The sequence below is a fragment of the Sphingobium sp. FW305-3-2-15-F-TSA7 genome (assembly GCF_058787155.1).
On sequence record NZ_JBYSZM010000037.1, the window covers coordinates 23,132 to 44,506 of the forward strand.

The window sequence follows — 21,375 nt, forward strand, 5'->3', positions numbered from 1 at the left end:
GATTCTCGCATAGAGGGGTAGCGCTGCCCAGGGGCGGATGGCAAGAAATTAGGTTAATAATCACACGATTCTATTCGACATTCCGCCAGCGCCAACCGCCCTACTCGATCAAGCCGCCACCCAACGCGACGTAGAGCGCGACGAGATTGTCGGCCTGGGCGCGACGGATCTGGATCAGAGCCTGTTCGGCGACGAACAGGTTGCGCTCGGCATCGAGCACTTCGAGATAACCGGCAACGCCTTCGCGATAGCGTGTACGCGCCAGATCGGCGATGCGGCGGGTGGCGAGCGTACCGCGTTCCTGCGCAGCGACCTGTTCCGCCAGATAATGACGCCCGGCCAGCGCATCGGCCACTTCGCGGAAAGCGCCCTGGACGGTGCGCTCATAGGTCGCGACCGCGATATTCTCGCGCGCCTCGGCGACGGTCAGATTACCCTTGTTGCGGCCGAAATCGAAGATCGGCAGGCTGATCGCCGGGCCGAAGCTCCAGCGCAGATTGTCGCCGCCCAGGAGATTGCCGAGATCGGCCGATGCGAAGCCCAGCGCGCCGGTCAGCGATATCGACGGGAAGAAGGCGGCCCGCGCAGCGCCGATATTGGCGCGTGCGGCGCGAAGCCGCTCCTCCGCCCCCATGATGTCGGGACGCGCGACGAGCAGATCGGACGGCAGGCCGGCGGCAAGCGCCGGCGACTGGGTCTGCTGCGCCAGAGGCAACGCGTCGGGCAAAGCCTCGGTCACCGGACCGCCGGTCAGCACCGCCAGGAAATTGGCGCTCTGCGCCCGCGTCAGTCGCAGGGCGGCAAGCTCGGTTTCGGCCTGGGTTAGCAGCGTTTCGGACTGCCGATAATCGAGCGCGGAGGTCACGCCCGCGTCGAGCCGGCGCTTTGCGATGCGAAGCCCGTCCTGGCGGCTTTTCACCGTCGCTTCGGCAAGCGCGGTTCGCTCGCTTGCCTCGCGCAGCGCCAGATAGGTGCTGGCGACGTCGCGGACCAACGTCAGGCGAAATGCGCGTTTCGCCTCGACCGTCGAGAGATATTGGCGTCGGGCCGCTTCGGACAGGTTGCGTACCCGTCCCCAGAAATCGAGTTCGAAACTGGTGACGCCAACGCCGACAGAATAGCTGTTGGCAGTGACGGCGTTGGGAAGGCCGGTGACGCCCGCCGGCGTGCGGCTGCGTGTCGCATCGGCGCTGCCGGCAAGCGTGGGCAGCTGATCCGCGCGCTGGATGCGATAAAGCCCCCGTGCCTCCTCGATCTGCGCGACCGCGACGGCCAGGTCGCGGTTGCGCTTCAACGCCTGGGCGACCAGCACTTCCAACTGCGGATCGGCGAAGAAATCGCGCCATCCGATTTCGGTCGCGCGCCGGCCGGGAACGGAATCGCCCGAGAATTCGGCAGGATAGTCTCCGGCCGTGGGCAATGCAGGCCGCTCATGCGGCGGCGCGAGATTGCATCCGGCCAGGATCAGCGCGGCGCCGACGGGAACGAACTTACGCATGACCCGGCTCCGGTTCGTGATGGCCCTTTTCACCCGGCGCGGGCGGACGCCGCTTCGAAATCCAGCGGCGGACCGCCAGGTAGAAGAGCGGGATGAAGAAGATGCCGAAGATCGTCGCCGCGATCATCCCGCCCATCACGCCCGTGCCAACGGCGCGGCGGCTGGCGGCACCGGCTCCGCTGGCGATCACCAGCGGCACCATGCCGAGGATGAAGGCGAGCGAAGTCATGATGATCGGGCGCAGCCGCAGCTTCACCGCTTCCATCACCGCATCGAGCGTCGATTTGCCTTCGGCTTCCTGCTCGATCGCGAACTCGACGATCAGGATCGCGTTCTTTGCGGCGAGGCCGATGATCGTGATCAGGCCGACATTGAAATAGATATCGGCATTGAGCCCGCGCAGCATCGAGAACAGCACCGCCCCCAGCACGCCCAGCGGCACCACCAGCAGCACCGAGATCGGCACCGACCAGCTTTCGTAAAGCGCGGCAAGCAGCAGGAAGACGACGACCAGCGACAGGCCGAGCAGCAGCCCGATCTGACCCGCCGATTGCTGTTCCTCGTACGAGATGCCCGTCCATTCGAAGGTGAACCCGTCGGGAAGCTGGCTTGCCAGCCGCGCCATTTCCGCCATCGCCTCACCGGTTGAGCGGCCGGGTGCCGGCGTGCCGGAGATCGTCATGGCCGGATAGCCGTTATAGCGCTGCAGCTGCGGCGGCCCCGCCGTCCAGTCGACGCTGGTGAAGGCACCGAACGGCACCATCTCGCCCTGCGCGTTACGGACCTTGAGGTCGAGCACGTCCTGCGGCGTCATCCGATATGGCGCGTCGGCCTGGAGCAGCACGCGCAGCACTCGGCCGTCACGCGTGAAGTCGTTGGCATAGGCGCTGCCGAATGCGAGCGCGAGCGTGGCGTTGACGTCGCCGACCGACAGGCCCAGCGCGCGCGCCTTGATCCGGTCGATATCGACGCGAAGCTGTGGCGCATCCTCCTGCCCTTCCGGCCGGACGCCGGTGAGAACCTGGCTCTGTGACGCCATGCCCAGCATCTGGTTGCGCGCCTGGAGCAAGGCTGCCGGCCCGTTGCCGCCACGATCCTCGAGCTTGAAGGTGAAACCGCTTGCCGTGCCCAGTTCGGGAATGGACGGCGGATTCAGCGTGAAGACCATCGCTTCCTTGATCTGCATCAGCGCGCCCAGAGCCTTGCCCGCCAGCGTGTCGGCGCTGTTGTCCTTGCCCTTGCGCTCGTCCCAGGGATGGAGCGAGATGAAGCCCATCGCGTTGTTCTGGCCCTGGCCGAAGAAGCTGAAGCCGCGCACGAACACCATGTTCTTCACCTGCGGCTGACTTTCGAAGAATTTCTTCGCTTCGCCGATCGCCACGTCGGTGCGTTCGCGCGTCGCGCCGGGCGGCGCCTGGATCACGGTGATGACATAGCCCTGATCCTCCTGCGGCAGGAAACCGCCCGGCAGGCGCTGGAACAGGATGAAGGTGATGCCGACGAGCGCCACGAACACGACCAGCCAGCGCAGCGGCGCCGACAGGATCTTGCCAACACGCCCCTGGTAGCGATCGGTGATCCGCGCAAACCAGTCGTTGAAGCGACCGAAGAAACGATTGGTCGCCGCCTGGAACCGGTTCGAAGGCTCCGCATGGTCCGGATCGTGCGGTTTCAGCAGCGCCGCGCACAAGGCAGGCGTCAGTGTCAGCGCGAGCAGGGCGGAGAATGCGATCGAGATGGCGAGCGTGACCGAGAACTGCCGATAGATTCCCCCCGTCGATCCCGGGAAGAATGCCATCGGGATGAACACCGCGATCAACACCAGCGTAATGCCGATGATGGCCGAGGTGATCTGCCCCATCGCCTTCACCGTCGCTTCATAGGGTGACAGCCCTTCGTCGCGCATGATGCGTTCGACATTCTCGATTACGACGATCGCGTCATCGACGAGGATGCCGATCGCCAGCACCATGCCGAACAGCGTCAGCACGTTGATCGAGAAGCCGAACAGCCAGAGCCCCAGGCACGCGCCGGCCAGCGCAATGGGCACGACCACCGTCGGGATGATGGTGGCGCGGAAATTCTGGAGGAACAGGAACATGACCAGGAAGACGAGCGCCATCGCCTCGACCAGGGTCTTGACGACTTCCTCCACCGAAATGGTGATGAACGGCGTGGTGTCGTACGGAATCGACCAGGTGATGTCGGGCGGAAAGCCCTTTTCCAGCTCGGCCATGCGCGCTTTCACGCCTTCCGCCGCCTGCAGCGCATTGGAGCCGGAGGTGAGCTGGACAGCCAGGCCCGCCATCGGCTTGCCGTTGAGCTCGGTGCCGAACAGATAGGATTGCGCACCCAGTTCGACACGCCCGACATCGCCGAGCGTGACGGCCGAACCATCCGGATTGGCGCGCAGGATGATCGCGGCGAACTGCTCGGGCGTGGTGAAGCGGCTCTGCGTCTTGATCGTCGCGTTGATTTCGGTGCCACGCGCGATCGGCTGGTCGCCAAGCTGGCCGCCGGGCGACTGGCTGTTCTGTTCCTGAACCGCGCCGAGCGCCTCGGCGGCAGAGAGATTATAGGTCGCGAGCTTGGCCGGATCGAGCCAGATGCGCATCGCATATTCGGACGAAAAGGCCTGGATATTGCCGACGCCCTCGACGCGGCGCAGTTCGTCGACGATCCGCGTGCTCGCGAAATTGCCGAGCTCAAGCGTCGGCGTGCCGCCGCTCTTCGACGTGATCGCGACGATCAGCAGGAAGCCGGGATTGGCCTCGTTGACCTGGATACCCTGGCGACGGACCTCCTCGGGCAAGCGCTGCTCGACCCTGCGCAGACGATTCTGCACGTTCATCTGCGCGATATCGACGTCGGTACCGGCGTCGAAGGTGACGGTGATCGTCGCGGTGCCGTTCGAATTGGACGTCGACGCCATGTAGAGGAAACCCTCGACGCCGTTCAATTCCTGCTCGATCACCTGGGTGACGTTCTGCTCGAGCGTTGCCGCGTCGGCACCGGGATAAGTGACGGTGATCGCCAGCGACGGCGGCGCGACGGTGGGATATTGCTCGATCGGCAGGCCGCGCAGCGCGATGATGCCCGCCAGCAGGATGCCGAGCGCGATCACCCAGGCAAAGACCGGGCGATCGATGAAGAAGCGGGGCGCCATCATCGGACCGGACTCAACGCTTGGCCGGTGCGGCGATGGTCACCGGCTGGCCGGGCATGACCTTTTGCAGGCCTTCGACGATCACGCGATCGCCGGCCTTGAGCCCGTCGGTGATCACCCATTGGCTGCCCTGAAGCCCACCGAGCTTCACCGGCCGGGCAACCGCGACATTCTTGGGGCCCACCACCATGACGCTCGCGCCATCGGCCGAGACCCGCACGGCGCGCTGCGGCACCAATATGCCGTTGGGCCTGACGCCGGCCTCCAGTCGCGCGCGGACGAACTGGCCGGGCAACAGGAGCTGGCCTGGATTGGCGAATTCGGCGCGCAGCGCGGCGGTGCCGGTCTGCTCGTTGATCGACAGGTCGAGGAAATCGAGATGGCCGGTGATCGGAGAGACGCTGCCGTCCTCGAGCACGAGCTTCACTTCAACCCGGCCCAGCGCCGGCACGGTGAGCTTGCCTGACGACATGTCGCGCCGCACGGCGAGCAGATCGGAGCTCGACTGCGAGAAATTGACGTAGATCCGGTCGATCTGTTCGATCGTGGTGAGCAATGTTCCCGCCGCAGCGCTGACCAGCGCGCCCTCGGTCACCTGGGCACGCCCCACCCGGCCCGAGATCGGCGCGGTGACGGTGGTGTAGCCCAGGCTGAGCCTGGCCGAATCGAGCTGCGCGCGCGCCTGGGCGACATCGGCCTGGGCGGTGCGCAGCCGCGCGACGGCGGCGTCATATTCCTGCTTGCTGATCGCCTGATCCGCGATCAGCCCCTGATAGCGCTGAACATCCTGCTGGGCGTTGGCGGCGGTCGCCTGCGCGCGGGCAAGCTGCGCCTGCACGGCGTTGAGGCCGGCGCGCAATTCGCGCGGATCGACCTGGAACAGCGGCTTGCCGGCGCCGACGTCGCTGCCCTCCTCATAGAGTCGCGCCTGGACGATGCCGTCGACGCGGGCACGGACCTCGGATGTGCGATATGCCTGCACACGACCGGGGAGTTCGATGACGTTCGACACCGACTGGGGCTGGATCGTGACGATGGACACCTGCGGCGGCGGTGGCGTGGGCGGCGCTTCCTGTCCGCACGACGCGAGCGCTGCCGCGGCGAGGGCAGCCGCCGCGATCCGGAGTGGGAAAACACGCTTCATCAAACTTCCCCTGTCGGCACGTCACGCAATGTTGCGTTGCAACAAGATTGGACGGGCGCTTTAGTGTAATGTACATTACAGTCAATGACCAATCCGATCAAAGCCATATTTTCGTGACCGTCGTCGCGCCCCTCCCCGCCTCTTCCGCCGATAATCGGCGTGAGGAACGCCGGCTCGCGATCGTCGAGGCTGCCGAGTCGCTGTTCCTCGAGCGCGGCTATGAGCGGACCAGCCTGGCCGCGATCATCGAGCGCTCCGGCGGATCGCTGGCCACGGTCTACGAATTGTTCGGCAACAAGCAGGGGCTGCTTCATGCGGTCGTCGAACGCCAGAGCGGCCCGGATCTCTGCCGGATGGAAGAGGGTACCGATGGCGGCGAATCCACTGCCGTGCTGCTGATGCGTTATGCGCACCAGCTTTACGAACATATGATGATGCCGCACGTGATCGCGCTGATGCGCGTCATCATCGTCGAATCGATGCGCGATCCCGATTTCTCGCGCGCATTCCATCGCGATTTCCATGTGCCGGTGGTCCAGGAGATGGCGGAGATCTTCGCGCGCTGGACCCGTGAGGGCCGCGCCGACATCGATCGCCCCGAAGCGGCGGCGGAGCTTTTCTGGGCCACGATCATCAGCGACGCCCAACTTCGCGCGATGACCGCGATCGCGCCGCCGCCGCTGATCGAGGCCGGGTTGGATTGGCGCCTGGCGCCCTTCCTCGGCCATTTCAGATTCCGCTAGAGCGATTTCCAAAAAAGGCAGGGACCGGTTTTTCGGCCGGGAAGCGCTCAAGATATGGCGCCGAGAGCCTTTCCCCTTCACAACTCGAATCGGACATTTCCGGGCGATTGGACAAGATTCGTCAATCACGCCGATTGAGCCCGGTTCGATCCGGGTCTAGCGAGACCGGATGACCGATCTTTCCAGCCTGATCCAGCCCGACAAGGGCCAGTCCGCCCGCTTCATCCATCTCGTCGATCCCAAGGGCTATGACGAATGGGTGAAGGCCCAGCCGCCACGGCATCGCGCCGCGATCGAAGCGCAGAGGCTGAAACCGACCGGCTTTGCCAGCGCGATCCTGCCGGGAGACAAGGTGGAGGATTGGTCGGTCGTCAGTGTCGTCGCCGATGTTGCAGCGCTTTCCCCCTGGTGCCTTGCCAGGCTGGCGGAAACGCTTCCCGAAGGAAAATATCGGCTGGCGCACGGTGAACCGGGCCCCGCCATGCTGGGTTGGCTGACCGCGCAATATCGGTTCGAACGCTATCGCAAGGACGACAAGGCCACCGGGCCGCGCATTCTGCTGACCGGCGATGTCGCACGGATCGAGGAGACCGTACGCATTGCCGCCGCAACCGCGCTGGTCCGCGACATGGTCAACAGCGCGGCGGCCGATTTGGGGCCTGCCGAATTGCAACATGCGACCGAAGCACTTGCGAAAACGCATGGCGCGACGATCGGCGTCACCAAGGGGCATGACCTCGAGACCGGCTATCCGATGGTCCATGCGGTCGGCAAGGCCGCGGACAAGACGCACGCGCCGCGCCTGATCGAGCTCGAATGGGGCAATCCCGCGCATCCGCGTGTCGCGATCATCGGCAAGGGCGTGTGCTTCGACAGCGGTGGGCTCGACATCAAACCGAGCGCCGGCATGCGACTGATGAAGAAGGATATGGGCGGCGCCGCGCACGCACTCGCGCTCGCACGGCTGGTGATGGAACATCGCCTGCCCGTCCGGCTTCATCTGCTCATTCCCGCGGTTGAGAATGCCATCTCCGGCAATGCCTTCCGTCCCGGCGATGTGCTTCGCAGCCGCAAGGGATTGTCGGTGGAGGTCGCCAATACCGATGCGGAGGGCCGGCTGATCCTCGGCGACGCGCTGACCAGGGCGGCGGAAAACGATCCCGCGCTGATCGTCGATTTCGCGACCCTGACCGGTGCCGCACGTGTCGCGCTGGGCCCCGATCTTCCAGCATTGTTCGCCAATGACGATGCATTGGCCGATGCCCTGCTCGCCGCCGGCACCGCCGAGGACGACCCGCTCTGGCGCCTGCCGCTCTGGCCGGGCTATGCCGAAATGCTCAAATCCGACATCGCGGATCTCAACAATGCGCCCGATGGCGGCTTTGCCGGTTCCGTGACGGCCGCGATGTTCCTCGAACGCTTCGTGCCCAAGGATACACCTTGGGCGCATTTCGATACGTTCGCCTGGCGCCCCGCCACCAAGCCCGGCCGACCAAAGGGCGGAGACGCTCTGGGGCTGCGCGCCGCCTGGGCCATGATGAAAGCGCGTTACGGATAAGCATTTCTCCCCCGAAACGAGACTGCTGCGCGATAAAAGCAACCCGATCGGGAAACCGCAGCGCCAGTAGCGCGTTATGCCATGACGTAGCCGTTCCGATCGGCGCGACAGGCAGAGCGAGGTGATGGCTCGGTGGTTTACGAGGCGATTCTGACAAGCTGGATGAGGACGCTGACGGATTATGTCCGCTCCGGCGAACCCGATCTGACCAATCGACAGATGGCGCTCTTGCTCGTCGTCTACCTGAAACCGGGACCGCATACGGTGCGCGGGCTTGCCCGTATCCTGAATGTTTCGAAGCCGGTCGTGACGCGCGCCTTGAATAAACTGGGCACGCTCGGCTATCTGCGCCGCCAGCGCGATGATGCGGACCGCCGCAACATCTTCGTCGCGCAGACGCGTGAAGGGACAGAATTTCTTGAAGGCTTCGGTGAACTCATCGACAACACGAACGGAGCGCGCTCACGCGAAACCATGTGACCGGTTCGGCCTGACCGGCCCTTCGGTGATCCTCGATCGCCGGATCAACGCCGTGCGCGGCGACGTCGCCGACATCGCGCTCGCCGGCACGCTCTTTGCCCCCCACTATGCCTGTCCAATGAGCCGGAACTGCGCCGTGCCGTCAACGCCGGTGCGCGAGCGGCCGAGCGACGATGCAGCGCGGGTGTCGGAACTGCTCTATGGAGAGGCGTTCGAAGTGCTCGACCTCAATGGCGGCTGGGCCTGGGGCTATTGCCGCGCCGACCATTATGTCGGCTATGTGCGCCAGGATGCGCTGACCACTGCGCATGACGGGACCTGGCGGATCGCGGCTCCCGAAACCCGCGCCGATCGGGGTGACGTCCTGTTCATGGGCTCGATGATCGAGGGCACCGTACAAGGCGATGTGATCGAGACCCCGCTTGGCGCGATCGCGCTCGGCGACGTGGCGGCCCCCGACGCGACCTTCGATCCCGTGGCGGTGGCCGAACGCTTCCTGGGCGCTCCCTATCTGCTGGGCGGCCGCACCCTGCGCGGCATCGACTGTTCGGGGCTCGTGCAGCTTGCATATGCCATGGCGGGCGTTGCGCTGCCGCGTGACAGCGATCTCCAGGCCGCTATGGGGACTCCGCTTGCAGTCGGGGAGAACGCTCAGCGCGGCGACCTGGCTTTTTTCCCCGGCCATGTCGGGATGATGATCGATGGAGATCGCATGATCCACGCCACCGCACATAGCGGCAACGTCACTATCGAGCCGTTGGCCGATGTCGAGGCGCGCACGAGCGCGGCGACGGTGCGGCGGCCATGACGCGCGTTTTCATCGATGGCGCCGCGGGCACGACCGGGCTGGAGATCCGCGAAAGGCTGGCAGGACGGAGCGACCTGTCCGTCACCGTGCTTTCCGATGCGGATCGCAAGGATGCCGCGGCACGGCGCGGCGCGCTCAATGATGCGGACGCCGTGATCCTCTGCCTGCCGGACGATGCTGCACGCGAAGCGGTTTCGCTGATCGAAAATCCCGCGGTCAAGGTGATCGATGCCTCGACCGCACACCGCACGGCTCCGGGCTGGGCCTATGGCTTTGCCGAGATCGAGCCCGAGCGCCGCGCCGAACTGTCCGGGGCAACGCGCATCTCCAATCCGGGCTGCTACCCTACCGGTTTTCTGGCGCTTGTCCGCCCGCTTGTCCGCGTCGGGCTGATCCCGGCGGACTGGCCGTTCACGGTCAACGCCACTTCCGGCTATTCGGGTGGCGGCAAGTCGATGATCGCGGCCTTTGAGGATGCAGCGGCGCCGGACGCGACCGATACCGCGTTTCGCATCTATGCGCTCGGGCTGGGGCACAAGCACGTCGCCGAAATGCAGGTACAGGGCGGCCTCGCCCACCCGCCGCTGTTCATGCCCGCCGTCGCGCGCGCCTATCGCGGCATGCTGGTCGAAGTGCCGCTGCAATTGTGCGCCATGGCGAACGCGCCGAGCGCCACCGCGCTGCGCGCTGCGCTTGCCGAGGCCTATGCCGGCAGCCGGCTGGTCTCGGTGCATCAGGACGGCGATCCCTCGCTGCTGACACTGGAGCGTTCCGCAGGCACCGACCGGCTGGAGTTGTTCGTCTTCGTCAATGAAGCGGCGGGCCAGGTGCGCCTGGTCGCGGCGCTCGACAATCTCGGCAAAGGCGCCGGCGGTGCCGCTGTCCAGAATCTCAACCTGGCGATCGGGCTCGACGAATATGCCGGGCTGCGGCTGTAGAGGGATCCAGCGATCTTGAAATGCTCGTTATTGCGAGCGGGGCGACCGATGCCGGGTTGCTTCGCCGCTTGTGCGCTTCGCAATGGCGATCGACTTTACCGGAGCTTGCCTTGATCGCGGCTTAGGCGCATTTTTCCCTGCCTTGGGCAACAAGGGGGGATATCATGAATGAAGCCGCCATCGTCGCGCCGACATGGTTCTGGATCGTTGTCGCCGTCTTCATCCTGTGGGGCCTGATGGGATGCTGGGCCTGCTATAGCCAGATGACGATCGCGCCCGAGAAGCTTGCAGCCCTTCCCGAAGCGCAACGCGATGCCTGGACCGCCCAGCCTGGCGTCATCAAGCTCGCTTATGTCGTTGCCGTCGGGGCCGGGCTTGCCGGGGCGGTGCTGCTCGCGATGCGCATGGATGTTGCGCGATGGGCGTTCGTCATATCGCTGGCCGCAGTGGTGCTTCAATTCGGCTGGTTCTTCGGCCCTTATCGCGGCGGCCAGAAGCTCGGCTGGGGATCTGCGGGTTTTCCGCTGTTCATCGTGGCGATGTGCGTGATCCAGATCTGGTTCACCTGCTTCGCCGCGGCGAAGGGCTGGATCGGCTGAACATCATCCGGCCCATCGACGATGGGGAGGAATATCACATTTCGCCCTTGGATCGGCGCAGCGCATACCATTTCTGCACATTGGCGTTGTGCTGGGCCAATGTCTCGGCGAAGACGTGGCCGCCGCTGCCGTCCGCCACGAAGTAGAGCGCCCGGCTTTGCTCGGGATCGAGCACCGCGGCAATGGATTCGGCGCCGGGGTTCGCGATCGGCCCTGCGGGAAGGCCGGCCATCGCATACGTATTGTAGCCGTTCATGGCATTCAGCTCGGAACGCAGGATGCGCCGGCCGAGCGGCTTCCCCTTCGTCACCGGATAGATGACGGTCGGATCGGCCTGCAGCTTCATCCCCGTGCGCAGGCGGTTGCCATAGACCGAGGCAACCATGCGGCGTTCGCCCGGCACGCCGGTTTCCTTCTCGACGATCGAGGCCAGGATGATCGCTTCACGCGGACTCGATACCGCGCTGGTCGGCTTGCGCGTCGCCCAGAGCGCAGCGAGCTTCTTGGTCATCGCATCCTGCATCCGCTTGAGCACCGCGGCGCGGGGCTCGCCGCGCTCGAAGCTGTAGGAATCGGGCAGCACCGACCCCTCGGGCGGAACCGGCACCGATCCGGTCAGCAGCTTCTCGGCCATCAGCTTTTCCTGGACCAGGATCGAAGGCATGCCCGGCGGCACGGTCACGAAACGCTGCAGCGTCTTGCCGCCCTGGAGCATCTTGAGCACGTCGGACGCGCTGGCGCCCTTGGGCACGCGATATTCGCCGGACTGGATCGGGGCATCGTCCCCGAACAGCTTGGCAAAGGTGAGGAACGTGTCCGCGGAACGGATCGCCCCGGCCTGCTCGAGCGTCCGCGCGGCGCCGGTCAGCGACGATCCGTCCTTGATGATCACGGTCAGATTCTGCTCGGCCGGCCCCGGGCCGCCCCAGCTGCGCAACAGGTAGAGCCCAGCCAGTGCGACCGCGATCGCGACGACGAGGCCGAGGCAGCCGGCCTTCTTCACCTTGTCAGACCGCCCGCATCACCAGGCTGGCGTTGGTCCCGCCAAAGCCGAAGCTGTTGTTGAGGATCGCCTTCACCCGACGCTCCTTCGCGACATGCGGCACCAGATCGACGCCTTCGCAGCCGTCGCTGGGATTGTCGAGATTGAGAGTCGGCGGCACGATCTGATCGCGCATCGCCAGGATGGCGAAGATCGATTCGACCGCACCCGCGCCACCGAGCAGATGGCCGATGGCCGATTTGGTCGAACTCATCGACAAGCCGGAAATATCGCTGCCGAACAGCCGCTTGACCGCCCCCAGCTCCAGCTCGTCGCCGAGCGGCGTCGAAGTGCCGTGCGCGTTGATATAGTCGATGTCGGACAGCGACAGGCCCGATTTGCGCATCGCCATCTCCATCGAGCGAAAGGCGCCCGAGCCCTCGGGATGCGGCGCCGTCACATGATAGGCGTCGCCCGACAGGCCGTAACCCAGCACTTCGGCATAGATTTTGGCGCCGCGCGCCTTGGCGTGCTCATATTCCTCGAGGCAGACGATGCCCGCGCCCTCGCCCATGACGAAACCGTCGCGTTCCTTGTCCCAGGGGCGGCTGGCCCGGGCCGGCTCGTCGTTGAAATTGGTCGACAAGGCACGCGCCTGCGCAAAGCCAGCGATACCCAGCGGGCACAGTGCACCCTCCGAACCGCCCGCCAGCATGATGTCCGCGTCGTCCATCGCGATCATCCGTGCCGCGTCACCGATGGCGTGCGCGCCGGTCGAGCAGGCGGTGACGACCGCATGATTGGGGCCCATCAGCCCATATTTGATCTGAACCTGACCGGTGATGAGGTTGATCAGGCGGCCATGGACGAAATGTGGGCTGACGCGGCGCGGCCCCTTTTCGTGCAGGACGATCGATTCTTCCTCGATGCCCGGAAGGCCGCCGATTCCCGATCCGATCGAACAGCCCGCGCGATAGCGCTGCGCCTCGGTCAGATCCGCAAGCCCCGCATCCTCATAGGCCTGGCCGGCGGCGTCGATGCCATAGATGATGAAGGGATCGACCTGACGCTGGACCTTGTGGTCGACGCGCTTGCCAGGATCGAAGCCATATTCATGGTCCGCAGGCTTCACTTCGCATGCAATGCGGCAGACATAATCGGTCGCGTCGAAACGCGTGATCTGTCCTGCGCCGGATTTACCCGCGATCAGGTTCCTCCAGACGGTTTCGACCTCCGCCCCGAGCGGCGTCACGAGGCCCAGTCCGGTTACGACGACGCGGCGCATAGTCTCACTCCGATAGAAATTCCAAAGCAAAACGGCTCCCCGGCCCTGATGAACCCGGGTCGGGAAGCCGCTTCTATATCCTTGGGCGGCCGAACGGCCAGCCGATCAGCCCTTGTTGGCGTCGATATAGGAGATCGCGTCCTTCACGGTCGAGATCTTCTCGGCCGCGTCATCGGGAATCTCGACACCGAATTCTTCCTCGAAGGCCATGACGAGCTCGACGATATCAAGGCTGTCCGCGCCCAGATCGTCGATGAAGCTCGCGTCTTCGGTCACCTTTTCGGCCTCGACGCCGAGATGTTCGACGACGATTTTCTTCACGCGGTCGGCGGTCTCGCTCATGAGGTCATCCTTTTCTTAATGGGTGTTCAGCTTCAGGACGCACCTAATGTGCCACTGCGCCGCTGGCAAGAGGGCCGCGGAGCAGCTTCACGGATCGCGCTAATTCGCAATGAATTTCGCACGATCGACTTCAGCCACCGCAAGCAAAGCCGCGAGAATGCCCAGATGCTCGCCATGCATTTCGGTTTCCACCTTCAAACCCGCCGCTGCGACGGCGCCCATATAGGCGGCGATCGTCGCATCGGGAATCGGATCCTGTTGAAAGCTGGCACGCATATCGTCGGGCAGAGCACGGAAAATGCGCGTCACCGTGACCGGGTCGAATCCGTCGCCGGCCAGTGCGCGTTCGGCACCCGGGACAGTGAGCGCTGCGATGACGTGGCCGATCGCCGCCTCGAACGCCACGTCGGACCAGCCATGTTTCTGTTTGCAGGCGGCTGCCTGCGCGGCGACGGCCTCGACCGCTTCATCTCCGGGCGGCCGTGCCGTCTCCGCGTCGATCGATTGAAACAGATCGTCGGAAAGCTGCCTGGGAATCGATGGATCGAGCCCGTCCGCAATGCAGCCCAGCGTTGCGGCGTCAGCGGCCAGCGCCGGCACGGGCGACAACAACAAGGCAGCCAGGGTCGCGCCGGCGAGCAACTTGATCCTCATCGCGCTTCCCTTCGATCGATCGCCCGGCTTGGGGGACGATCAGAGCATGGCCATCCCGCCATTGACGTGCAAGGTCTGGCCGGTGACGTAAGATGCCTCACGACTGGCCAGATAGACCACCGCCGCGCCGATATCGTCACCTTCGCCCAGCTTGCCCGCCGGAATCCGCCCGAGCAGCGCATCCTTCTGCGCTTCGGGCAGAACATCGGTCATCGCCGAGCGAATGAAGCCGGGCGCGACGCAATTGACGGTGACGTTGCGACTGGCCAGCTCCTGCGCCACCGCCTTGGACATGCCGACCAACCCGGCCTTCGACGCGGCATAATTGGCTTGCCCGGGATTGCCCGTCGCGCCGACGACCGAAGTGATCGAGACGATACGTCCGAATCGCGCCTTCATCATCGGTTTCGACGCGGCGCGGACGAGGCGGAATGCGGCCTCGAGATTGACGCGGATCACGGTTTCCCATTCCTCGTCCTTCATCCGCATGGTCAGGTTGTCACGAGTCACGCCGGCATTGTTGACCAGGATATCGAGCTGCCCCAGCGCTTCGACCGCGCGCGGCACGAGTCCGTCCACCGCCGCGCCATCCGAGAGATCGCAGGCGAGCGCGACATGATCGCCGCCGAGTTCGGCACGAAACGCCTCCAGCTTCTCCGCATTGGATCCCGAAAGCGCGAGCCGAGCGCCCTGCCCGGCCAGCGCCTTCGCCACCGCCGAGCCGATTCCGCCCGAAGCGCCAGTCACCAGCGCGGTCATTCCCGTCAGATCGAACATCTTCCGTTTTCCTTCCTGTCGCTCCAGCGAAAGCTGGAGCCCATATGATGCATTCGCCCGCACCGTAGATCGCATGGATGCCAGCTTTCGCTGGCATGACGTCGGTGGGAACGGCGACGCGCGAAACCTAAAGCGTCTTCAGCAGGGCCTCGATATCGTCCATCGACACCAGGCTCACCGCCTCCACGTCACCGACCGCGCTGCGCTTGACCATCGGGCCGAGCACCTTGCCGCCGAACTCGACGAACTGCGTGACGCCGGCAGCCTCCATCGCCACCACCGATTCGCGCCAGCGCACGCGGCCGGTCACCTGTTCGACCAGCAGGCCGCGAATGATATCGGCATCGGCCGCCGGCGCGGCGGTGACATTGGCATAGACCGGGACCAGCGGGGCGCGGATCGCGGCGACGGCAAGCGCCTCGGCCATCGCATCGGCGGCGGGCTGCATCAGCGGGCAGTGGAAAGGCGCGGACACAGGCAAGAGGATGCCCCGCTTGATGCCGTGATCCTTGACCAGCGCGACGGCGCGCTCGATCGCGCCCTTATGGCCTGAAATCACCACCTGTCCGGGATCATTGTCGTTGGCGACGGTGCAGACCTCACCCTCCGCGGCCGCATCGGCCAGCGCCTGGGCTTTTTCGATATCCGCGCCGAGCAAGGCCGCCATCGCGCCGATGCCCACCGGCACGGCGGCCTGCATCGCCTGTCCGCGCAGTTTGAGCAGCCGCGCGGTGGTCGCGACATCGAAGGCATCGGCCGCGCACAGCGCGCTATATTCGCCCAGGCTATGGCCGGCGACGAACTCCGCCTTGTCGGCCAGCCTGACTCCACCTTCCTTCTCGACCACGCGCAGCGTTGCGATCGCGTTCGCCATGATCGCCGGTTGGGCATTCTCGGTGAGCGTCAGCTGATCCTCGGGGCCCTCGGTCATCAGCCGGAACAGATTCTGCCCAAGCGCCTCATCGATTTCCTGGAACAGCTCGCGCGCGACGGGACTCGCATCGGCGAGTGCCTTGCCCATGCCGACCGCTTGGCTGCCCTGCCCCGGGAAAATGAAGGCCTTCATCGCAAATTTCGCTCCTGTTACAATTCGCGACACAAAATAATTTGGCGCGTAAAACCGGTTGCGGCAGGGACTAGAGAGAGGAATGACGGCACGCAAGCCGCATGAATTTCATTTCCCGTTCAGGCGGAAAACGGAGTCAATCCACGGGTGCGTAGCAAGCTGATCCTTTCACTGAGCCTCGCCCCGCTGATGGCGGGGTGTGCGGCCGGGCCCGATTACCGGCCGGCGGCTCCCACGCAATTGGGCGTTCCCGATGCCTATAGCCAGGGCGCCGGGCAACCGCTGTCGCCCGATGCGATGGCAAGCTGGTGGACGCAATTGGGCGATCCCACCCTCGATACGCTGGTCGAACGTGCGATCGCGGCCAATCTCGATCTTGCCCAGGCGACGGCACGATTGCGCCAGGCGCGCGAAGCGCTGGTGCAGGCACGCGCGGGGCTGCTCCCCACGCTCGATGCGTCGGCGGGAACGGGGCGCAACTTCAGCAGTCCGGGCACGGATCGCAGCAGTTTCTCGCTGGGCGGCGACGCTGCATGGGAGATCGACATTTTCGGCGGTATCGGCCGCTCGGTCGAAGCGGCGCGCGCCGATGCCGAAGGCGCCGGTTATGATCTCGCCAATGTCCGCGTCGCGATCGCCGCCGAGGTCGTCACCAATTATATCCAGGCCCGCCTGTCGCAGGAACAGCTGCGCATCGCGCGTGAAACGCTGACCAACGACTCCGAGAATCTCGATATCGCCGGGTGGCGCGTCCAGGCCGGGCTGGTCTCCTCGCTCGATCAGGAGCAGGCGCGGGCCCAGCGCGCGCGGACGGCAGCCTCGATCCCGAGCCTCGAGACCCAATATCGCGGCGCGCTCAACCGTATCGCGGTGCTGACCGGCGAAGCACCGGGTGCAGCCACCGCCTCGCTCGAGGCACCCGCACCGATCCCGTCCGCGCCCACCGACATCGCCACCGGCATCCCCGCCGATACCTTGCGTCAGCGGCCCGACGTCCGGTCCGCGGAACGCGCTCTGGCCTCTGCGACCGCGCGGATCGGCGTCGCGCAGGCGGACTTGCTGCCGTCGCTCAGGATCACCGGCAATATCGGCACCAGCGCTTTCTCGCTCGGCGGTCTCTTCGACACCGTCACCGGCGGCCTGTTCGCCAACATCGCCCAGTCGATCTTCGATGGCGGCCGGCGGCGTTCGGTGGTCCGTTCGCAGCAGGCAGCGGCCGACGCGGCCTTTGCCGGTTACAAGCAGACCGTCCTCACCTCGCTGGAGGATGTCGAGAATGGCGTGAACGCGCTCAATGCGTCGCGGATCCGCGCCGGCGAGTTCACGATCGCGCTCGACGCCGCCAGCAATTCGGCGATCCTGGCGCGCAGCCAGTATCGTGCCGGCCTGACCGATTTCCAGACGCTGCTGCAGACCGAGCAATCCCTGCTGTCGGCGCGCAACAGCATCGCCTCCAGCCGCGCCGACCAGGCGCTGGCGGTGGTCCAACTCTATCGCGCGCTCGGCGGCGGATGGCAAAGCATGGACGGAATTGCCCGATGAACGACACGACCAATGGCATTGGCAACACCGCCGGACTCGACGATTTCCTGGGCGTCCAGCCCGGCAAGCCATGGCGCAAATGGGCGGTGCGCGGCGGTGCCCTGGCACTGCTGGTCGTCCTGGTCCTGCTCGTCGCGCGCTGCTTCGGCGGCAGCGAAGAGCCGAACTATACCACCCGCGAGGTGCGCAAGGGCGACCTGACCGTCACCGTCTCCGCCACCGGCAATCTCAAGCCGATCAACCAGGTCGATGTCGGCTCCGAACAGTCGGGCCTGATCACCAACGTCTATGTCGACGTGAACGACCGCGTCACCAAGGGGCAGTTGCTCGCAATACTCGATCCGTCACGGCTGAACGATGCGGTGACGCAAAGCCGTTCGCAGCTTTCGGCCTCGCAGGCCGGGGTCGCGCAGGCACAGGCGCAGGAAGCGCTCGCGCGTGCCACGCTCGCTCGTCAGGAGGAAGTCTTCAGGCTGTCGGGCGGCAAGGTGCCGTCCAGGACCGAGCTCGACACCGCGCGCGCCAATTTCCGTCAGGCACAGGCCCAGATACGTTCGGCTCAGGCCCAGGTCGAAGTGTCGCGCGCGCAGCTTTCCTCCGCCCAGTTCAATCTCAGCCGGGCGCGGATCGTCTCCCCGGTCAACGGCGTAGTCCTGTCGCGCGATATCGAGCCGGGTCAGACGGTGGCGGCATCGTTTAACGCGCCCGTGCTGTTCACCATCGCCGAGAATCTCCAGCAGATGGAGGTCGAGGTTTCGGTCGACGAAGCCGATGTCGGCCAGGTCAAGGACGGCCAGGAAGCCACCTTCACCGTCGACGCATTTCCCGGCCGCCACTTCCCCGGCCGGATCACCCGCGTCAATGTGGGCTCCAATGCCGCGAGCAGCAGTTCATCATCGTCGTCGGCGGCTTCATCGAGCACCGGCACCGTCGTCGCCTATACAGCCGTCCTGTCGGTGCAGAATCCCGACGAGACGCTGCGGCCGGGCATGACCGCGACCGCGGACATCGTCACCAAGCAGCTCCAGAACGTCGTGCTCGTTCCCAATTCCGCGCTGCGCTTCAATCCGCAACAGGCCGGCGGCAGTCAGCGTGGCGGCATCACCAGCCAGATCGTTCCAGGGCCCCGCCGTTTCGGCAATCGCGCCACGCGCGAAGTGAGTTTCGGCGCAGGCAGCCGCCAGACCGTCTATGTGCTGGGTGACGACGGCAAGCCCAAGGCGATCAATGTCGTCATCGGCGACAGTGACGGCAACCGTACGGTCGTCACAGGCGGCGACCTCAAGGAGGGCATGAAAGTCATCACCGGCCAACTCGCGGCCGGCCAGCAGGCGCCCGAGACCGATCGCACCGATGAAAAGAGCGGTCAGCGCAATGGCGCCGGACAAGGCAAGGCAGACAACGCCGCGACGCCGGCGGCCAGCTCCGCCACGTCGGCGCCCAGCACGATCTCGCAGCGCGACAGTGGCGGCACCGTTGCCGCCGCGCCCGGCACGCCCCCGGTACAGGGCGGAGCCGCCGTTCCAGACGGCCAGCGCCTGCGCGACATGACGCCCGAGCAGCGTCGCGCCTTTCTGGACAGCCTGACGCCCGAACAACGCGAGGCATTCCGCAAAAAGCGGGAGGAACGCCGCCAGCAACGCGGGCAATCCGGTGGAGCGGCCGCGTCCGATGGAAAATGATCCGATCATTCGTCTGCGCGGGGTCACCAAGACCTATGGCAGCGGGCCGACCGCCTTTCAGGCGCTGAAGGGCGTCGATCTCGATATCCAGCGCGGCGATTTCGTCGCGGTCATGGGCCCGTCGGGATCGGGCAAGTCGACGACGATGAACATTCTCGGCTGCCTCGATGTGCCGAGCGGTGGATCGTTCGAGTTCAAGGGGCATCGCGTCGAAGCGCTCGACCGCGATCAGCGCGCGCTGCTCCGCCGCAAATATCTCGGCTTCGTCTTTCAAGGGTTCAATCTGCTGAGCCGCACCACAGCGCTCGAGAATGTCGAGCTGCCTTTGCTCTATCGCGGCGAGGACAAGAAGACGCGCTACGATTCAGGCATGGCTGCGCTCGACAAGGTCGGGCTGAAACCATGGTGGGACCATACTCCGGCCGAATTGTCGGGCGGACAGCAACAACGCGTCGCCATTGCGCGCGCGATCGTCACGCACCCGGACGTGCTGCTCGCCGACGAACCCACCGGAAATCTCGACAGCGAGCGCTCGGTCGAGATCATGGAATTGCTGACCGACCTCAATCGCAACAGCGGCATCACCGTGCTGATGGTCACGCACGAGCCCGATATGGCCGCTTTCGCGCGCACCATCGTCCATTTCAAGGATGGGTTGGTCGAGCGCACCGAAAAGGGGAAGCGGGCATGATCCTCGGCACCACCGTCACCCTCGCCTTTCGTGCGATCCTGCGCCACAAGCTGCGGTCTTTCCTGACGACGCTCGGCATCATCATCGGCGTGTCCGCGGTCGTCACCATGACCACGCTCGGCAATGGCGCGACCGCCGCGGTGCGCGAGCAGATCGCAAGTCTCGGCGCCAATATCCTCCAGCTTCGTCCCGGCCAGGGTTTCGGTCGTGGCGGCGGCGGGCCGCGACCGCCGGACTTCAAGCCCGAGGACGTCACCGCCATCGCCAACCAGATCACGGGTGTCCGTGCGGTCGCGCCGCAGGCGCAGAGTTCCGGCACCGCGATCTACGAAGGCAATAACTGGTCGACCACCGTCAACGGCACGACCGCATCCTATTTCGAGGCGCAGCAATGGCCGCTGGAATCGGGCCGGCTGTTCATGCCCGAGGAAGAGGAGGCTGGAAAACCGGTCTGCATCATCGGCAGCACGCTGCGCAAGAATCTGTTCAAGCAGGCCGACCCGGTCGGCCAGCGTTTCCGTATCAAGGGCGTGAGCTGCCAGGTGATCGGCGTGCTCGCGACGCGCGGTCAGGGCGGCTTCGGCCAGGATCAGGACGATGTGGCGGTGATGCCGATCAAGTTCGTCCAGCGCCGCTTCACCGGCAATCGCGACCTGGGGTTGATCATGGTCGCGGTCGACGATGCCTATGACTCGGCAGCGGTCCAGGCATCATTGGAAGGATTGATGCGTGAACGGCGTCGGATCAAACCCGGCGACCAGGACAATTTCAACGTGTTCGATACCAAACAGATCTCGGACACGCTGACCGGCACCACCACCATCCTGACCCAGATCGTGGCCGCCGTCGCCGCCATCTCGCTGCTCGTCGGCGGCATCGGCATCATGAATATCATGCTGGTCTCGGTGACCGAGCGGACGCGCGAGATCGGCATCCGCCTCGCCATCGGCGCGGTGGCGCGCGAAGTGCTGCTTCAGTTCCTGGTCGAGGCGATCGTGCTGTCGTGCCTGGGCGGGTTGATCGGCATATTCCTCGCGCTGATCGCTTCGATCACGATCGCGCCGCTGATGCAAGTTCCCTTCATTTTCGATGTGAAGATCAACCTGTTGGCCTTTCTCTTTTCTGCGGCGATAGGTGTGGTCTTCGGCTATTTTCCGGCGCGCCGCGCTGCTCAACTCAACCCCATCGATGCGCTGCGCCATGAATAGGCAAGCGATTCGCACCCGAAACGACCGGCGGCTGGAAACGGTCCGATTCGGGGCTTTGAGTGATTATTCAGTATTTTCAGGTGGATGGCTGATTTTTCGGTCCCGCTTCGGTACGCTTGATCGCGAAGGCCTCGCGGAAAAACTTGCGAAATTACATGGTTTTCGGCAAGATGATCGAAGTTAGCCGTTCGATGCTGTCCGATTGGCTCCGT

The 21,375-nt window shown here is 65.1% G+C and carries 19 protein-coding genes; 10 read left to right on the plus strand and 9 right to left on the minus strand.

Annotated elements, in window-relative coordinates; all coding sequences use genetic code 11:
* Positions 1–100: 100 nt before the first annotated feature.
* Genes AC3WN8_RS24365 through AC3WN8_RS24375 form a run of 3 tightly spaced genes read right to left on the minus strand, consistent with a single transcriptional unit; the run spans position 101 to position 5,808 of the window.
* Entirely contained in the window at positions 101–1,498 is a 1,398-nt protein-coding gene (locus AC3WN8_RS24365) for an efflux transporter outer membrane subunit (RefSeq protein ID WP_492672096.1), read from the minus strand.
* Positions 1,491–4,664 (minus strand): multidrug efflux RND transporter permease subunit, encoded by a 3,174-nt coding sequence (locus AC3WN8_RS24370; protein WP_492672140.1) that lies wholly within the window; start codon positions 4,662–4,664, stop codon positions 1,491–1,493. Before AC3WN8_RS24370 ends, AC3WN8_RS24365 begins: the two co-directional genes overlap by 8 nt.
* A 13-nt stretch (positions 4,665–4,677) precedes the next feature.
* Positions 4,678–5,808, minus strand: coding sequence for an efflux RND transporter periplasmic adaptor subunit (locus tag AC3WN8_RS24375; protein WP_492672097.1), 1,131 nt, complete (start codon positions 5,806–5,808; stop codon positions 4,678–4,680).
* A 113-nt stretch (positions 5,809–5,921) separates the two neighbouring features.
* Here AC3WN8_RS24375 and AC3WN8_RS24380 point away from each other — a divergent pair, with 113 nt between their 5' ends.
* From AC3WN8_RS24380 to AC3WN8_RS24405, 6 genes are all read left to right on the plus strand, one after another.
* Entirely contained in the window at positions 5,922–6,551 is a 630-nt protein-coding gene (locus AC3WN8_RS24380) for a TetR/AcrR family transcriptional regulator (RefSeq protein ID WP_492672098.1), read from the plus strand.
* A 169-nt stretch (positions 6,552–6,720) separates the two neighbouring features.
* Positions 6,721–8,109: a leucyl aminopeptidase family protein gene (locus AC3WN8_RS24385; RefSeq protein ID WP_492672099.1), complete on the plus strand. Its 1,389-nt coding sequence runs from the start codon at positions 6,721–6,723 to the stop codon at positions 8,107–8,109.
* A gap of 162 nt (positions 8,110–8,271) precedes the next feature.
* Positions 8,272–8,589: a MarR family transcriptional regulator gene (locus AC3WN8_RS24390; protein WP_492672141.1), complete on the plus strand. Its 318-nt coding sequence runs from the start codon at positions 8,272–8,274 to the stop codon at positions 8,587–8,589.
* 25 nt (positions 8,590–8,614) lie between these two features.
* Positions 8,615–9,397 (plus strand): C40 family peptidase, encoded by a 783-nt coding sequence (locus tag AC3WN8_RS24395; RefSeq protein ID WP_492672100.1) that lies wholly within the window; start codon positions 8,615–8,617, stop codon positions 9,395–9,397.
* Positions 9,394–10,335 carry an N-acetyl-gamma-glutamyl-phosphate reductase gene (argC, locus tag AC3WN8_RS24400; RefSeq protein WP_492672101.1) on the plus strand — a complete coding sequence of 314 codons (942 nt, stop codon included), beginning with the start codon at positions 9,394–9,396 and terminating at the stop codon, positions 10,333–10,335. The genes AC3WN8_RS24395 and argC overlap by 4 nt, the downstream gene beginning before the upstream one ends.
* 164 nt (positions 10,336–10,499) lie before the next feature.
* Positions 10,500–10,934, plus strand: a complete 435-nt coding sequence (locus AC3WN8_RS24405) for a hypothetical protein (protein ID WP_492672102.1) — start codon at positions 10,500–10,502, stop codon at positions 10,932–10,934.
* Between the two features lie 34 nt (positions 10,935–10,968).
* On the opposite strand, the gene mltG is transcribed toward AC3WN8_RS24405, so the two are convergent.
* The 6 genes from mltG to fabD form a co-directional block, all read right to left on the minus strand.
* A complete protein-coding gene (mltG, locus tag AC3WN8_RS24410) occupies positions 10,969–11,937 on the minus strand; it encodes an endolytic transglycosylase MltG (protein WP_492672103.1) in 969 nt (322 codons plus the stop codon).
* Positions 11,938–11,941: 4 nt separating this feature from the next.
* Complete coding sequence (fabF, locus tag AC3WN8_RS24415) at positions 11,942–13,201, minus strand: beta-ketoacyl-ACP synthase II (protein ID WP_492672104.1); 1,260 nt, start codon at positions 13,199–13,201, stop codon at positions 11,942–11,944.
* Positions 13,202–13,306: 105 nt separating this feature from the next.
* Positions 13,307–13,543 (minus strand): acyl carrier protein, encoded by a 237-nt coding sequence (locus AC3WN8_RS24420; RefSeq protein WP_222988582.1) that lies wholly within the window; start codon positions 13,541–13,543, stop codon positions 13,307–13,309.
* A 99-nt stretch (positions 13,544–13,642) separates the two neighbouring features.
* Positions 13,643–14,197 carry a hypothetical protein gene (locus AC3WN8_RS24425; RefSeq protein ID WP_492672105.1) on the minus strand — a complete coding sequence of 185 codons (555 nt, stop codon included), beginning with the start codon at positions 14,195–14,197 and terminating at the stop codon, positions 13,643–13,645.
* A gap of 39 nt (positions 14,198–14,236) precedes the next feature.
* The gene (gene fabG / locus AC3WN8_RS24430; protein ID WP_492672106.1) at positions 14,237–14,974 is read right to left on the minus strand and encodes a 3-oxoacyl-[acyl-carrier-protein] reductase; all 738 of its coding nucleotides are present in this window, start codon (positions 14,972–14,974) and stop codon (positions 14,237–14,239) included.
* A gap of 127 nt (positions 14,975–15,101) precedes the next feature.
* Positions 15,102–16,040: an ACP S-malonyltransferase gene (gene fabD / locus AC3WN8_RS24435; RefSeq protein ID WP_492672107.1), complete on the minus strand. Its 939-nt coding sequence runs from the start codon at positions 16,038–16,040 to the stop codon at positions 15,102–15,104.
* A 147-nt stretch (positions 16,041–16,187) separates the two neighbouring features.
* Here fabD and AC3WN8_RS24440 point away from each other — a divergent pair, with 147 nt between their 5' ends.
* The 4 genes from AC3WN8_RS24440 to AC3WN8_RS24455 are packed head-to-tail and all read left to right on the plus strand — an operon-like array spanning position 16,188 to position 21,163.
* The gene (locus AC3WN8_RS24440) at positions 16,188–17,582 is read left to right on the plus strand and encodes an efflux transporter outer membrane subunit (protein WP_492672108.1); all 1,395 of its coding nucleotides are present in this window, start codon (positions 16,188–16,190) and stop codon (positions 17,580–17,582) included.
* Positions 17,579–19,264: an efflux RND transporter periplasmic adaptor subunit gene (locus AC3WN8_RS24445; protein ID WP_492672109.1), complete on the plus strand. Its 1,686-nt coding sequence runs from the start codon at positions 17,579–17,581 to the stop codon at positions 19,262–19,264. Before AC3WN8_RS24440 ends, AC3WN8_RS24445 begins: the two co-directional genes overlap by 4 nt.
* Positions 19,254–19,955 carry an ABC transporter ATP-binding protein gene (locus AC3WN8_RS24450; RefSeq protein ID WP_492672110.1) on the plus strand — a complete coding sequence of 234 codons (702 nt, stop codon included), beginning with the start codon at positions 19,254–19,256 and terminating at the stop codon, positions 19,953–19,955. The genes AC3WN8_RS24445 and AC3WN8_RS24450 overlap by 11 nt, the downstream gene beginning before the upstream one ends.
* Positions 19,955–21,163 carry an ABC transporter permease gene (locus AC3WN8_RS24455; RefSeq protein WP_492672142.1) on the plus strand — a complete coding sequence of 403 codons (1,209 nt, stop codon included), beginning with the start codon at positions 19,955–19,957 and terminating at the stop codon, positions 21,161–21,163. The genes AC3WN8_RS24450 and AC3WN8_RS24455 overlap by 1 nt, the downstream gene beginning before the upstream one ends.
* Positions 21,164–21,375: the final 212 nt, after the last annotated feature.